The 14,492-nt window shown below is 72.8% G+C and carries 13 protein-coding genes; 9 read left to right on the top strand and 4 right to left on the bottom strand.

Annotated elements, in window-relative coordinates; all coding sequences use genetic code 11:
• Nucleotides 1-134: 134 nt before the first annotated feature.
• A complete protein-coding gene (locus tag KUM32_RS27955; protein WP_217144751.1) occupies nt 135-1,631 on the bottom strand; it encodes an MFS transporter in 1,497 nt (498 codons plus the stop codon).
• 548 nt (nt 1,632-2,179) lie between these two features.
• Here KUM32_RS27955 and KUM32_RS27950 point away from each other — a divergent pair.
• On the top strand, nt 2,180-2,857 hold the full coding sequence (locus KUM32_RS27950) for a response regulator transcription factor (RefSeq protein ID WP_217144750.1): 678 nt from the start codon (nt 2,180-2,182) through the stop codon (nt 2,855-2,857).
• Nucleotides 2,858-2,904: 47 nt separating this feature from the next.
• A complete protein-coding gene (gene draK / locus KUM32_RS27945) occupies nt 2,905-4,179 on the top strand; it encodes a two-component system sensor histidine kinase DraK (protein ID WP_217144749.1) in 1,275 nt (424 codons plus the stop codon).
• 6 nt (nt 4,180-4,185) lie between these two features.
• Here draK and KUM32_RS27940 read toward each other — a convergent pair whose 3' ends face one another.
• Nucleotides 4,186-4,752, bottom strand: coding sequence for a GtrA family protein (locus KUM32_RS27940; RefSeq protein ID WP_217144748.1), 567 nt, complete (start codon nt 4,750-4,752; stop codon nt 4,186-4,188).
• Between the two features lie 166 nt (nt 4,753-4,918).
• Between KUM32_RS27940 and KUM32_RS27935 the strand changes: the two genes are divergently transcribed.
• From KUM32_RS27935 to KUM32_RS27920, 4 genes are all read left to right on the top strand, one after another.
• A complete protein-coding gene (locus KUM32_RS27935; protein WP_217144747.1) occupies nt 4,919-6,058 on the top strand; it encodes a 5-(carboxyamino)imidazole ribonucleotide synthase in 1,140 nt (379 codons plus the stop codon).
• Nucleotides 6,055-6,597 carry a 5-(carboxyamino)imidazole ribonucleotide mutase gene (gene purE, locus KUM32_RS27930; RefSeq protein WP_217144746.1) on the top strand — a complete coding sequence of 181 codons (543 nt, stop codon included), beginning with the start codon at nt 6,055-6,057 and terminating at the stop codon, nt 6,595-6,597. Before KUM32_RS27935 ends, purE begins: the two co-directional genes overlap by 4 nt.
• Nucleotides 6,598-6,681: 84 nt before the next feature.
• Nucleotides 6,682-7,860, top strand: a complete 1,179-nt coding sequence (locus KUM32_RS27925; protein ID WP_217144752.1) for a dipeptidase — start codon at nt 6,682-6,684, stop codon at nt 7,858-7,860.
• Between the two features lie 173 nt (nt 7,861-8,033).
• On the top strand, nt 8,034-9,158 hold the full coding sequence (locus KUM32_RS27920) for a dipeptidase (RefSeq protein ID WP_217144745.1): 1,125 nt from the start codon (nt 8,034-8,036) through the stop codon (nt 9,156-9,158).
• Nucleotides 9,159-9,170: 12 nt separating this feature from the next.
• On the opposite strand, the gene KUM32_RS27915 is transcribed toward KUM32_RS27920, so the two are convergent.
• Both KUM32_RS27915 and KUM32_RS27910 read right to left on the bottom strand, forming a co-directional pair.
• Nucleotides 9,171-9,563, bottom strand: coding sequence for a VOC family protein (locus KUM32_RS27915; RefSeq protein ID WP_217144744.1), 393 nt, complete (start codon nt 9,561-9,563; stop codon nt 9,171-9,173).
• Between the two features lie 38 nt (nt 9,564-9,601).
• A complete protein-coding gene (locus KUM32_RS27910) occupies nt 9,602-9,961 on the bottom strand; it encodes a VOC family protein (protein ID WP_217144743.1) in 360 nt (119 codons plus the stop codon).
• Nucleotides 9,962-10,104: 143 nt separating this feature from the next.
• Here KUM32_RS27910 and KUM32_RS27905 point away from each other — a divergent pair, with 143 nt between their 5' ends.
• The 3 genes from KUM32_RS27905 (at nt 10,105) to KUM32_RS27895 (ending at nt 14,301) form a co-directional block, all read left to right on the top strand.
• Complete coding sequence (locus tag KUM32_RS27905) at nt 10,105-10,611, top strand: CGNR zinc finger domain-containing protein (protein WP_217144742.1); 507 nt, start codon at nt 10,105-10,107, stop codon at nt 10,609-10,611.
• 232 nt (nt 10,612-10,843) lie between these two features.
• On the top strand, nt 10,844-11,326 hold the full coding sequence (locus KUM32_RS27900; RefSeq protein WP_217144741.1) for a hypothetical protein: 483 nt from the start codon (nt 10,844-10,846) through the stop codon (nt 11,324-11,326).
• Nucleotides 11,327-11,331: 5 nt separating this feature from the next.
• Nucleotides 11,332-14,301: a M56 family metallopeptidase gene (locus tag KUM32_RS27895; protein ID WP_217144740.1), complete on the top strand. Its 2,970-nt coding sequence runs from the start codon at nt 11,332-11,334 to the stop codon at nt 14,299-14,301.
• Nucleotides 14,302-14,492: the final 191 nt, after the last annotated feature.

Raw genomic sequence — 14,492 nt, 5'->3', positions numbered from 1 at the left:
CCCGTAGCCCGCGCGTCGGCCACGTGCCCGTCGCGCTCTGCCCCCTCCCTCGCACCCCCCCCGGAACGCCCGAAGGGCCACCCCATCCGTCCGGATGCGGTGACCCTTCCCAGGCAAGGTCCGGCCGACAGGCCTCAGCGGACGTCGCCCATGAGTTCCTTGACGCGCTTGCGGTACATCCACACGGCGAGGCCGGCGATCACGGCGAGGGTGGCCTCCGCGGCCACGATGCCCGTCTTGTTCAGGTTGACGCCGGCGATGGAGAGCAGACCGGTCGTGGCGTCACCGGCGGTGACGGCCAGGAACCAGACGCCCATCATCTGCGAGGCGTACTTCGCGGGTGCCATCTTCGTGGTGACCGACAGGCCGACCGGGGAGAGCAGCAGCTCACCGCAGGTCTGGACGAAGTAGATCGCCACCAGCCACAGCGCGGCCGCCTTGTGGCCGCCGTCCGCGATGGCCAGCGGGGCCAGGAAGAGGAAGAAGGACGCGCCGACCAGGACCAGGCCGAACGAGAACTTCACGATCGTGCTCGGCTCCTTGCCGCGGCGGGCGAGCGCCAGCCACAGCGTGGCGAAGACCGGGGCCAGGGCCATGATGATGACCGGGTTGACCGACTGGTACCAGGAGACCGGGAAGTCCCAGCCCAGGACGCTGTTCTCGGCCGAGGACTTGGCGAAGATCGACAGGGTCGAGCCGCCCTGGTCGTAGATCATCCAGAAGACGGCCGCGGCGACGAAGAACCAGATGTACGCGGACATCTTCGACTGCTCGGAGCGGTCCAGCGACTTGTCGCGCTTGATGTTGGTCAGCACCATCACCGGGATGATCACGCCGAGCAGGGTCAGCGGGACCAGGATCCAGTTCAGGGTGTAGACGCCGGAGAAGCCGACGATCGCGTAGAAGACCACGGCGAGCGCCGCCCAGAACGCGGCCTTGCGCAGCGTCGAGGTCTTCTCCTCCGCCGACAGCGGCTTCGGGACCGTGCTGGAGTGGGGGGCCAGGTGGCGGCTGCCGAGCAGGAACTGGATCACGCCCAGGCCCATGCCGACCGCGGCGAGCGCGAAGCCCAGGTGCCAGTTGACGTTCTCACCGATGGTGCCGATGACCAGCGGCGCCGCGAAGGCACCGAGGTTGATGCCCATGTAGAAGACGGTGAAGCCACCGTCGCGGCGCGGGTCGTCCGGGCCGCTGTAGAGCTGGCCGACCATCGTGGAGATGTTGGCCTTCAGCAGACCCGAGCCGATGGCGACCAGTCCGAGGCCCGCGAAGAACGTGCCCGAGGAGGGCAGGGCCAGCGTGAGGTGGCCGAGCATGATGACACCGCCGGCGACGGCGACGGTCTTGCGGGGCCCCCAGACCCGGTCGCCGAACCAGCCGCCCGGCATCGTGAGCAGGTACACCAGCGAGAGGTACACCGAGTAGATCGCGGTCGCGGTGCCGGCGTTCATGCCGAGACCGCCGGGAGCCACCAGGTACAGCGGGAGCAGAGCCCTCATGCCGTAGTAGGAGAAACGCTCCCACATCTCGGTCATGAAGAGAGTGGCCAGTCCGCGGGGGTGGCCGAAGAAGGTCTTCTCGGATCCGGGGGTGCCCGGAGTGACCGAGTCCTTCGTCAGGCTGGACGCCATGGTCGATCCTTGCTGGTCGGGACGCGCTCATGAGGCGATGCGCGCCCGGTGGGGGGCGGCCGGCACCGGCGGCGGCACCCGTCCACCCCACGCCTGAGGGGTCCGCTCCGGATCACGAAGCGGTGGACGGCGGCCACCGGGATCCACGCCCCCGCGTGCGTCACGGCACGCGGTGAGGCCCGGCCACAGGTCATTCCTTTCAAGGCCGGCCGTGGGGGCCGGCCCGCACACGAAAGAGACCTTCAGCGTCACACAGTCGCCAAAGGTCCTCTGGGTGCTACAGGCGCTGATTCACCATACGGCAGGACACCGCCCGGTATGGAAGGACTTGAGACACGGATCACAGGTAGTGATGGAACCGCGAACGATCTTTCGAAGGTCCATTTCAGGATGGCACCCCACAGCCGCAGGTGCGCACGGCGGGTCTCCGGGCGGGCTCCGGGGCTCTGCGGGGCAGGTCGCGCGGCGGTGCCCGGCTTGTCCGAAGGCAGGAGGCCCTCCGGCCGATCACACCCCGGGCGCTGCTCCGAGCGGACTACCATCAGCTCATGACCCGTGTACTGCTCGCCGAGGACGACGCGTCCATCTCGGAGCCGCTGGCCCGCGCACTGCGCAGGGAAGGGTACGAGGTCGAGGTGCGTGAGGACGGACCCACCGCACTCGACGCCGGGCTGCAGGGCAGCATAGACCTGGTCGTGCTGGACCTCGGGCTGCCCGGCATGGACGGGCTGGAGGTCGCCCGCAGGCTGCGGGCGGAAGGCCACACCGTGCCGATCCTGATCCTGACCGCGCGCGCCGACGAGGTGGACACCGTCGTCGGTCTGGACGCGGGCGCCGACGACTACGTCACCAAGCCGTTCCGTCTCGCCGAGCTGCTCGCCCGGGTCCGGGCCCTGCTGCGGCGCGGTGCCGCCGAGCCCCAGCAGCCGCCCGCCACCCACGGCGTGCGCATCGACGTCGAGTCGCACCGCGCCTGGATGGGCGACGAGGAGCTCCAGCTCACCGCCAAGGAGTTCGATCTGCTGCGCGTGCTGGTGCGCGACGCCGGCCGGGTCGTCACCCGCGACCAGCTGATGCGTGAGGTCTGGGACACCACCTGGTGGTCCTCGACGAAGACCCTCGACATGCACATCTCCTGGCTGCGCAAGAAGCTGGGGGACGACGCGGCGAACCCCCGCTACATCGCCACGGTGCGCGGCGTGGGCTTCCGTTTCGAGAAGAACTGAGCCGCGAGAAGAATGAGCGCCCGCAGGGCCCGCACGGGTGAGAGCACATGCGCCGTCGACTGATCCAGTCCACCCTCGCCGTGGTGCTCGTCGTGATCTCCGTCTTCGGCGTCTCGCTCGTGATCGTCGAGACCCGCACGATCAGCAGCACCGCCCAGGAGCGGGTCGACCTGGAGGCGGTACGGCTGGCCAGCATCGTGGACAGCCGGCTGATCGGAGCCGGGTCCGTCGACGCCGCCTTCCTGCAAGAGCAGATCCGGGACGCCCGGTACGCCGAGATCAGGATCCCGGGGAAGCCGGTCCTGGAGGTCGGCGGCAAGCCGACCGGTGAGGTCATCCGGGGCACGGCCACCGGCGAGGAGGGCGAGACGGTCCTGGTCGAGGAGCCGAGCTCCTCGGTGACCCGGGAGGTCGGCCGGACCCTGCTGATCATCGGCCTGGTGGCGCTGCTCGCGGTGATCGCCGCTGTGCTGCTGGCGGTCCGCCAGGCCAACCGCCTCGCCTCCCCGCTCACCGACCTCGCCGAGACCGCCGAACGCCTCGGCTCCGGCGACCCGCGCCCCCGGCACAAGCGCTACGGCGTCCCCGAGCTGGACCGGGTCGCGGACGTGCTGGACTCCTCCGCCGAGCGCATCGCCCGGATGCTCACCGCCGAACGCCGGCTGGCCGCCGACGCCTCCCACCAGCTGCGTACGCCGCTGACCGCGCTGTCCATGCGGCTGGAGGAGATCACCCTCACCGACGACCCGGAGACGGTCAAGGAGGAGGCGACGATCGCGTTGTCGCAGGTGGAGCGGTTGACGGACGTGGTGGACCGGCTGCTGACGAACTCCCGCGATCCGCGCAGCGGCTCCGCGGTCACCTTCGAGCTGGACGACGTCATCCAGCAGCAGATCGCCGAGTGGCGCCCCGCCTACCGCAGCGAGGGACGGGCGATCGTCAGCTCCGGCAAACGGCATCTGACGGCCGTGGGCACACCGGGTGCGGTGGCCCAGGTCCTGGCCGCGCTGATCGAGAACTCCCTGATGCACGGTGGCGGCACGGTGGCCCTGCGGACCCGGGTGACCGGCAACCAGGCGGTGGTCGAGGTCACCGACGAAGGCCCCGGCGTGCCGAGCGACCTGGGGGCGAGGATCTTCGAGCGCGCGATCAGCGGGCGGAACTCGACGGGCATCGGCCTCGCCGTCGCCCGCGACCTGGCCGAGGCGGACGGCGGCCGGCTGGAACTCCTCCAGGGGCGCCCCCCGGTGTTCGGCCTGTTCCTGTCCCGTACGCCGCCGCCGAAGAAGTCGTCCGGGGACTCGGGGGAGACGGTGCGCTAGCCGCCGTCAGCGGTGGGCCGCGGGGGCGCCGTCCGGGGCGTGCACGGCGGCCTTCCGCCGCTCGGGCTCCCGGAAGGTCTCCGCCCGCTTCACCGGCTCGCGGGCCGGCAGCGCCCGGAAGACCCAGGAGCGGTACGACCAGAAGCGGAACAGCGTGCCGATGCCGATGCCCAGGAACTTGAAGACGTTGCTCTGCAGCGGGCTGTCCCAGCCGAAGCCGTACGTCGCCGTGTACAGCACACCGTTCTCGATCACCAGCCCGAGCGCGCTGAACAGCAGGAACAGCGACATCTCACGGGTCCGGCGGCTCTTGTCGCGGTCGCGGTAGGTGAAGTACCGGAAGCCCACGTAGTTGAAGACGATCGCGACGACGGTCGCGATGATGCTGGCGCGCACCACCTGGAGGTCGGTCACGTGCCGCACCAGGTTGAACACGAGGAGGTTGACCAGTACGCCGACCCCGCCGACCGCGCCGAACTTCACGAGCTCACGGGCCAGCCGGTCTACCCGCTCCCGCACCGCGCGGTGGGGCGCCGGGGGAGCAGTATGGTCACCCGAGGAACCATGTCCCATGGTCGTGCAGGCCCCCGTCCATCGGTTGGTGTCAATCCGTTCATGCTAACCACCCGGACGCGCGATCTTCCTGCCGGACGGACCCGGGGCAGGGGAACGGGGGGTGAGAACGCCGGGGAAACGGCCGGTAATCAGATGGGCTCCGCGCGGCCGATAGGCTAGGGGCGTGACGTTCCCGGTAGTCGGCATGGTCGGCGGGGGCCAGCTCGCTCGTATGACACACGAGGCGGGCATCCCGTTCGGCATCAGGTTCAAGCTCCTCAGTGACACCCCTCAGGATTCCGCGGCGCAGGTCGTCAGCGATGTCGTCATCGGCGACTACCGCGATCTGGACACGCTGCGCGCATTCGCGAGGGGCTGCGATGTGATCACTTTCGATCACGAACATGTACCGACCGAGCATCTTCGGGCGCTGGAGGCGGACGGCGTTCCCGTGCGCCCAGGACCCGACGCGCTCGTCCACGCCCAGGACAAGGGCGTGATGCGCGCGAAACTCGTCGAGATCGGCGTGCCCTGCCCGCGGCACCGGATCGTGAGCGATCCGGCCGACGTGGCGGCCTTCGCCGCGGAGGGTGACGGCTTCCCCGTCGTCCTGAAGACGGTCCGCGGCGGCTACGACGGCAAGGGCGTGTGGGTCGTGGACTCCGCCGAGGAGGCCGCCGAGCCGTTCCGCGCCGGTGTGCCCGTGCTCGCGGAGGAGAAGGTCGACTTCGTCCGTGAGCTCGCCGCCAACGTCGTACGCTCGCCGCACGGCCAGGCGGTGGCGTACCCCGTCGTCGAGTCCCAGCAGGTGAACGGCGTCTGCGACACGGTGATCGCGCCCGCCCCGGACCTGGACGCGGGCCTCGCCCTGCGGGCCGAGGAGATGGCGCTCAGCATCGCCAAGGAGCTGGGCGTCGTCGGTCACCTCGCCGTCGAGCTGTTCCAGACCCGCGACGGCCGCGTCCTCGTCAACGAACTCGCGATGCGCCCGCACAACTCGGGCCACTGGACGATGGACGGCGCGATCACCTCGCAGTTCGCCAACCACGTCCGCGCGGTCCTCGACCTCCCCCTCGGCGACCCGCGCCCGCGCGCACCGTGGACGGTCATGGTCAACGTCCTCGGCGGCGACTACCCGGACATGTACCCCGCGTACCTGCACTGCATGGCCCGCGACCCCCAGCTGAAGATCCACATGTACGGCAAGGACGTGAAGCCCGGCCGGAAGGTCGGCCACGTCAACACCTACGGCGACGACCTGGACGACGTGCTGGAGCGCGCCCGTCACGCTGCCGGCTACCTGAGAGGGACGATCACCGAATGAGCCAGGCCAGCCCGGTCGGTCCGGTCGTGGGCATCGTCATGGGGTCGGACTCCGACTGGCCCGTCATGGAGGCCGCCGCGAAGGCGCTCGACGAGTTCGAGATCGCCTACGAGGTCGACGTCGTCTCCGCGCACCGCATGCCGCACGAGATGATCGCGTACGGCGAGCAGGCCGCCGGACGCGGACTGAAGGCGATCATCGCCGGCGCGGGCGGCGCCGCCCACCTGCCCGGCATGCTCGCCTCCGTCACCCCGCTGCCGGTCATCGGCGTGCCCGTGCCGCTGAAGTACCTGGACGGCATGGACAGCCTCCTGTCCATCGTGCAGATGCCGGCCGGCGTCCCCGTCGCCACCGTCTCCGTCGGCGGCGCCCGCAACGCCGGTCTGCTGGCCGCCCGCATCCTCGCCGCCCACGACGAGGAGCTGCTGGCCCGGATGCGCGAGTTCCAGCAGGAGCTGAACGACCAGGCCACCGAGAAGGGCAAGCGGCTGCGCTCCAAGGTCGAGGGCTCCGCGGCCGGCTTCGGCTTCGGCAAGTGACGGACATGACGGATACGGCGGACACGGCCGACGTGACGGAAGCGGCGGAAGTGACGGCGTGACGGAGGGACGGAAGTGACACGGATGACCTCGCTGGACCAGGCCCGGGAGCTGCTGCGCGAGTTCCCCGTCGTCGACGGCCACAACGACCTGCCCTGGGCGCTGCGCGAACAGGTGCGCTACGACCTCGACGCCCGTGACATCGCCGCCGACCAGTCCGCCCACCTGCACACCGACCTCGCCCGGCTGCGGGCGGGCGGCGTCGGGGCGCAGTACTGGTCGGTGTACGTCCGCTCGGACCTGCCGGGCGCGGTGACGGCGACGCTGGAGCAGATCGACTGCGTGCGGCGGCTGATCGACCGCCACCCCGGGGAGCTGCGGGCCGCGCTGACCGCCGCCGACATGGAGGCCGCGCGGACGGAGGGCCGTATCGCCTCCCTCATGGGTGCCGAGGGCGGCCACTCCATCGACAACTCGCTCGCCACCCTGCGCGCCCTGTACGCGCTCGGCGTGCGCTACATGACGCTCACCCACAACGACAACGTGGCCTGGGCCGACTCCGCGACCGACGAACCCGGCGTCGGCGGCCTGTCGGCCTTCGGCCGCGAGGTCGTGCGGGAGATGAACCGGGAGGGCATGCTGGTCGACCTCTCGCACGTGGCGGCGACGACGATGCGCGACGCGCTGGACACGTCGACGGCGCCGGTGATCTTCTCCCACTCCTCCGCGCGGGCCGTCTGCGACCACCCGCGCAACGTCCCGGACGACGTGCTGGAGCGGCTGCCCGCCAACGGCGGCATGGCGATGGTGACGTTCGTGCCGAAGTTCGTGCTCCAGGCCGCCGTGGACTGGACGGCCGCCGCCGACGAGAACATGCGCGCGCACGGTTTCCACCACCTCGACACCAGCGCCGAGGCGATGAAGGTCCACCGCGCCTTCGAGGAGCGCACCCCGCGTCCGGTCGCCACGGTGTCCACGGTCGCCGACCACCTCGACCACATGCGCGAGGTCGCCGGCGTCGACCACATCGGCATCGGCGGCGACTACGACGGCACGCCGTTCACGCCCGACGGGCTCGACGACGTCGCCGGCTACCCGAACCTGATCGCCGAGCTGCTCGACCGCGGTTGGTCCCGGGCCGACCTCGCCAAGCTGACCTGGAAGAACGCGGTGCGGGTGCTGGGCGCCGCGGAGGACGTGGCCCGCGGGCTGCGGGCGACGCGGGGGCCGTCCAACGCGACGCTTCAGGAGCTGGACGGCTGAACGCCCACGGGTGCGGGTGCGGGTGCGTCTCCGTGCCGAGCCTGCCGGAGGCGGCCTCGTGCCGGAGGCGGTGCGGGACCGGGCGCCGTACCCCCGAACGCCCCGCCCACCAGGAAGCCCTGTCCGCTCCGTGCCACGGTGGCCGTAACGCACGACGACCGTACGGAGCCGCCATGGCAGACCTCCAGGACGACCTGTACACCGGGGCGGGCGAGCTCGACGGCCTGCCCGTGCCGACTGCCGCGGAGGTCTTCCCGCCGGAGCCCTACGCGCCCGTCTCCGACCCCGACGACGAACCGCTGGCCCGGGCGCACGCCGTCCTGGCCGCCCACCCCGTCGCCGACGGCTACAGCGGGCTGCCCTGGGCGCTCAGACACCTGCCCTGGTACGACCTGGAGCTCGGCGAGAGCGCCGTGGACACCGACGTGCCCCGGCTCCGCGAGGGGCACGTGGGCGCCCTGTTCTGGTCGCTGCACCTGCCCGAGGCCATCGACGGGGACCGGGCCGTCGGCACGACCCTGGAGCAGCTGGACCTGGTGAAGACGGTGGTGCGGACGCACCCGGAGGGTCTGCGTCTGGCGTACGACGCCGGGCAGGTCATCGACGCCCGCAACTGCGGCCGGGTCGCTGTGCTGCCCGGCCCCGCCGGAGCCGCCGCCCTCGGTGACAGCGTCGGCATCCTGCGCTCGCTGCACGCCCTCGGCCTGCGCGCGCTGACCCTCACCGGGGTGTCCTGGGCGAGCGAGGCGGGGCTGACGCGGTTCGGTGAGGAGGTCGTCCGTGAGATGAACCGGCTCGGCGTCGTCGCCGACCTCTCCGGGGCCGGTGCCGAGACCATCCGCCGTACCCTCTCGGTGTCCAAGGCGCCGGTGCTGTGCACCCGCTCCGCCGCCCGCGCCCTGCGCCCGCACCCCGCCAACCTCCCCGACGACCTGCTCGTCGAGCTGGGCGCGGCCGGGGGCCTGTGCATGGTGCCGCTGACCGCCGAGCAGACCGGGCCGACCGTCCGGGACGTCGCCGACCACCTCGACCACGTCCGCACGGTGGCCGGCCCGCAGAGCGTCGGCGTGTCCGGCACCTACGACGCCGGCACCGCCCACCCGCTGGAACTCGGCGACGCCTCCTGCTACCCCCGGCTCATCGCCGAGCTGCTGCGCCGCGGCTGGGACGAGTCGGACGTGGCCCTGCTGACCTGGGGCAACGTCCAGCGCGTCCTGCGGGGCGCCGCCTTCGCCGCGCGGGCGGCCCAGCTGCGCCGACAGCCGTCGACGGCGACGATCGCCGAGCTCGACGGCTGACCACCGGCCGCGTCAGGTGTGCTCGATGCGGCACAGGCAGAACGGATGCCCCGCCGGATCGGCGTACACCATGAAGTCCTTTTTCTCCCGGTCCTCCAGGTCCAGCGGCCGGGCGCCCAGCGCGAGCACCTTCTCGTGCGCCGCGTCCATCTCCTCCCAGGTCGACCCGCCGTCGAAGTCCAGGTGGAACTGCTGTGCGTTCCGGTCGGCGCGCGGCCACTCCGGCGGGGTGAGCCCCGGCGCACGCTGGAAGGCCAGGCGCGGCCCGCCGGGCACCTGGAGCACCACCCAGTCGGGGTCCTCCTCCTCCGGCGTGCCGCCCCCGACCCGCGCGTAGAAACGCGCCAGCCCGCGGGGGTCGGGACAGTCGACGACGACGGAACGGAAACGTGCCACTGGTGACATGGGGCTCCTCCCGGTGTCGTGGGTCGTCGGGTCGGCACTCAGCCGACGCAGAGGCAGAACGGGTGCCCGGCCGGGTCGGCGTAAACCCGGAAGGAGCGGGTGCGGTCCGTCGTCTCCAGCGGCTTCGCGCCCAGCTCCAGCACGGCCTTCTCCGCCGCGTCCAGGTCCTTCACGTAGAGGTCGAGGTGGAACTGCTGCGAGTGGTCGGGCGCAGGCCACTGCGGCGGCACGAACCCGGGGGCGGCCTGGAACGCCAGTGCCTGGCCGCCGGGCAGCTTCAGGTCGACCCACTCGCCCTGGTCGTCGACGGTGCCGCCGAGCACGCCGGCGTAGAAACCGGCCAGTGCTCGGGGGTCGGGACAGTCCAGGACGACGACGCGCAGTTCGGCGACAGCCATGACTTCCTCCTCGAAGTCCGCGATCCGGAGTCCGCGATCTGCGGTTACCGGAAAGGTGGTTACTGGAGAGATGGTTACCGGAAAGGTGCGGGTAACCGGTAACGGTTACTGCATGCTCCCCCATCGGGGGTAACGTCGCAAGCATGAGTGAGAGGTCACCCGCGCCGGGAGGTCTGGAGCTGGTCCGGACCCTGGTGAACACGCTGGACGTCGAGACGGGTGCCGACTCGCTGGACACACCGGAGGGCCGGGCGCGATTCGGCCTGACGGAGGACGGCGTCCCCGCGGCCCGCGCGCTGCGCGAGTCCCTGCGCGCGACCCTGCTCGCCCACGCCGGCCACCCGCCGCACCGCGTGGTGACCCCGCTGGGCGAGTTGCTGGCCGGGGCCCCGCTGGTCGTCACGGTCGACGCGGCCGACGGCTCCGCCGCCCTCGCCCCGGCCGAGGCGGACTCCCTGCCCGCCCGCGTCGCCGCCGCCGTCGCCGAGGCGCTGGTCGCGGGCACGTGGGCCCGGCTGAAGGCCTGCGAGGCCGCCGACTGCCACTGGGCGTACTACGACCGCAGCCCGGCCGGACGTGGCCGCTGGTGCTCCATGCAGGTGTGCGGGGCACGCGCCAAGATGCGGCGGTACCGCGCCAAGGGGGCGTGAACCACCGGAGGTTCACCGGCCGCCGCGCCACCCCGTGGTGCAGAATGCGACGGACGCCGGTTCGGCCGACTGAGCCTCGGCCGAACCGGCGTCACCTGTGACGCCGTCCGGCTGACGGGTGATCGGGGTCCGTGTCACAGTGGGCGTTCGGCCGGTCCGGCCGACACGGAACGCGCCCGGCCCTCGGGGGGACGACATGGGTCCACAAGCACGCCCGTCCGGTGAGCGCCGCGTGCGCGACGTGGTCCGCCGGGTGATCGCCGACCAGGCACCCGACGAACTGCCCCTGGTGGACGGACTGTCCGCCCTCGACGACGTCACGGCCGTACGGCGCCTGTCCGGCCGGGGGCAGCGCTCCGAACCCCTCGGATTCGGCGTGGGCGACATCGCGGTGCTCATCACCCCCGTGGTCTGGCTGGCCCTGGACCAGACGGCCCGACGCCTCACGGACGTCGTCGTGGACGGCGCGGCACAGCGCTCGACCACTCTGCTGCGCCGGCTGTTCCGCAGGAACCGGGAGCCCGCCACGGTGCCGCCGCTGACCCGCCGCCAGCTCGCCGAGGTCCACCGGACGGTGCTGGACGTCGCCGGGCAGCGCGGACTGCCCGCCGAGCGCGCCGAGGAGATCGCCGACAAGGTCGTGACCGCGCTGACGCTGGCGGAACCGGACACCCCGGACGACGGCGCGACGCCGGACACCCCCCGCGAGGACTAGCCCCCATGGGCACGCCCGCCCCCGGGCCCCGGATCGACGAACGGGCGATGGGCGCCGGTACGACCGTGCGCCTCGCGCTGCTGGTGGTCCTGCTGCTGGCCGCCGGCGGCGCCATGATGCTCCCCGCCGTCACCTCCCTGCACGACCGGGACGCGCTGGGCTGCCGGCTCGCCGCGGGCATCGACCCGGACCGCTCCGGGGACATGGCCTCGGCGGTCGCCGCCCTCGACCAGGCCGTGCCCTACGAGGCCTGCGTGGACAGGTACGCGCCACCTCCCGCCCCGTGGCAGATGTACGGATGGCCGGTCCTGCTGGCCGCCGCGGCGGTCCTGCTGTTCCTGCTGCTGCCGGCCTGGAAGATCCGGCGGCGCCGCGCCGTCGCGCTGGAATCGGTGGACGCGGACGGCGAGATCCGCGCCCGGCTGGCCGAGCTCGCGGCCACCGCCGGCCTCGCCGAGCTGCCGCGCCTGGTCGTGGACAAGGCCGCGGTCCGTACCGGCGCCGTGGTCTTCGGCCGCAACGGCCGCCCGGTCGTCTGCCTGGACAACGGCCTGCTCGCCTGCCGGAACAGCGCCCCGACGCGCTTCCGGGCGGTCGTGCTGCACGAGTTCGCGCACATCGCCAACCGGGACGTCACCGTCACCTACGGCACCGTCGCCCTCTGGCGCGTCTTCCTGGCACTGGTCCTCGTGCCCTACGTGGTCTGGGAGGGCCGACAGGTGCACAGCTTCCTCCGATGGCAGCTGTGGTCCACCGACACCCCCGCGCTCCTGCGCGAACTGCTGCTCCCCGCCGTCCTGTTCGCGCTCGTCTACCTCGCCCGGTCGGACGTCCTGCGCAGCCGGGAGGTCTACGCGGACCTGGCCGCGGTGCGGTGGGGCGCGGACCCGGGCGGATGGCAGACCGCGACCCCGGCCCCGGCGGGCGGCGGCAGGCTGCGGCGCGCGGCGGCCTCGCTGCGGGGCCACTGGAGCACGCATCCGCGCTGGGAGGAACGCCGCGACGCCCTGGCGGACCCGGCGCCGCTCTTCGGGATCAGGGCCCTGCCGATGTTCCTGACCGGAGCGGCGGCTGGGATGGCCAACAGCCACCTGCTCTCCTACCTCTCGACGTACGGCATGTACAGCCTGTGGCGGATCCAACTGGTCTCACTGGCCCCCGCCGCACTGGTCGCGGGGGTGGTCGGGACCGCGTTGTGGCGGACGGTCGTCCACGCGGTCCTGACCGGCGGCCGGGTGCCCACCGGGGCGCGGGCGGGACTGTGGCTGGGCGCGGGCATGGGCGCCGGCGGGCTGTTCACCGGGTACGGCATGGGCGGAGGCGAATGGCTCCCGCACCGGCCCGCGATGCTCCTGGTGCCCCTGGCCGCCGGGGTCGGGTTCGCCTGGTGGGTCACGCGGTGCGCCCGCCTGTGGGCCGGTGCCTGGCGGGGGCGCTCGCTCCGTCCACCGCTGCTGATCGGCCTGGCCGGCGCCACGCTGGTGCTGTCCGCGTGGTTCGCCTGGTGGGCCATGGACGGCTCGGCGTGGGCGGCCGGCGCCTCCTACAGCGGCAGCGGGACCCGGCAGAGCCTCCTCCAGCCGACCCCGGGCGCTCTCCCCCCGGCCGGGACCCCCGCCGTCGCCGGCGCGGCGGTGCCGGCCGTGGTCTCGGCCGCCGCCGCCGTATGGCCCGTGCTGACCGGATTCGTCGCCTCCCCGCTGATCCCCGCCGCGGCGGTGGCGCTGTGGGTGATGCCGCTGGCGGCCTGGGCGACCGGCCGGCCCACCGCCGCGCCACCGCGCTGGGTGGCCGGCGCCCTGTCCGGTGGCGACCGCGGGCCGGTGCCGGCCGGGGACCCGGTGCCGCCACTGCGCCGGGTCCTGGGCCCGGGACTGTGGAGCGGGGCCGGCTGCTGGCTCGCCCTCGCGGGCGCGCAGGCCTGGATGCACACCTCACAGCCCGGCCCGCAGCAGCGCGGCGGCGCGTACGAGGTGCGTTACCTGGCCCTCCTGTTCCTGGCGCTGGTGGGGGCGGCGGCGGTGGCGGCCGTCGTCGCGGGGACCCGGACCGGCCGTGCGCACCGACTGGCCGGCACCCTGATCGCGGCGGGATCGGCCGCCGTCCTCGGCATCGCGGGGGCGCTGGTGCTCGTCTCCGCGGACGGCTGCGTCGGCCCGCTGAACACCCTGGAGAGCGAGTGCTCCTGGCACCCCGCCTGGCAGCTCCTCCAGGGGAACCTGGCCCGCCTGGTCAACGGCGCCCTGGTGCTCGCCGCGGCCGTCGCCTTCCTGGTGTCGGCGGCCGGGTCCCTCGCCCGTCGCACGCGGACGCGGGGAACGAGCCCGACGGGTGCGGCGGACGGGGAGCCGGCCGGACCCCGCGGACCGGCGGCCGCTCCCCGGCACCTCGGCGCACGCCTGGCAGCGGGCCTGATCGGCGCGGCGGCGCTGGGCATCGCCGTGGTGGAGCCGGTGAGCCTGGCGCACCTGCACAGCGCGGTCCCCGACGCCGCCACCACCCAGGGGATGATCCGCCAGTGGGCGAACGTCGGCGCCGCGCAGGCCCCCGCGGGCACCCGCGCGCGGCAGGTGCGCGCCTGGCACCGCCTCGGCGGCCGGTACCTGCTGGAACACGCCAAGGCCGACCACGACCACATCGCCGCCGTGCTGCGCGCGGCCGTGGACACCGGGAACGCCAACCTGACGTACATGGCGCGGGTCCGGCCCACCTGCGCCGACTTCGGCCGGATCGCCGGCTGGGTGAACGGCGCCTACTTCCGGGTGCCCGACCCCGAGGCCCAGGCGGCCTGGCAGGCGCTCGGCATCCTGGCGCAGCGGGGCAGCGTGAACTGCGAGCGTGCCCTCGAACAGCGGGACCACGACCTCTTCATCGCCGCGATGCGGGAACTCATCGCGGCCGGCAACAGCGCCGCGGCGGTCACGAACAGGATCACCGTGATGCTGCGCGAGGCGGGCTACGCGGGCTACCGGTGAGCCGGCCCGCCCGGCCTAGGCGCAATGCCGGTGACTTAGTTGGCCTGCTCTCGTTGGTTGTGGTGTGGCGAGGGTGGGGCAGGTCAAGTCGCCTGCGGGTGAGCGGTTGTCGGACCGGATTGCGATTGGGGTGCTGACGCGGGCGTTTCCGCCGCAACTGATCGATGAGGTGGTCGCGGAGACCGGGCGGG

It is taken from the genome of Streptomyces sp. AC627_RSS907, from assembly GCF_019049165.1.
Note: the sequence above shows the minus strand (reverse complement) of the source record. Positions and strands in the feature narration are given on the sequence as shown.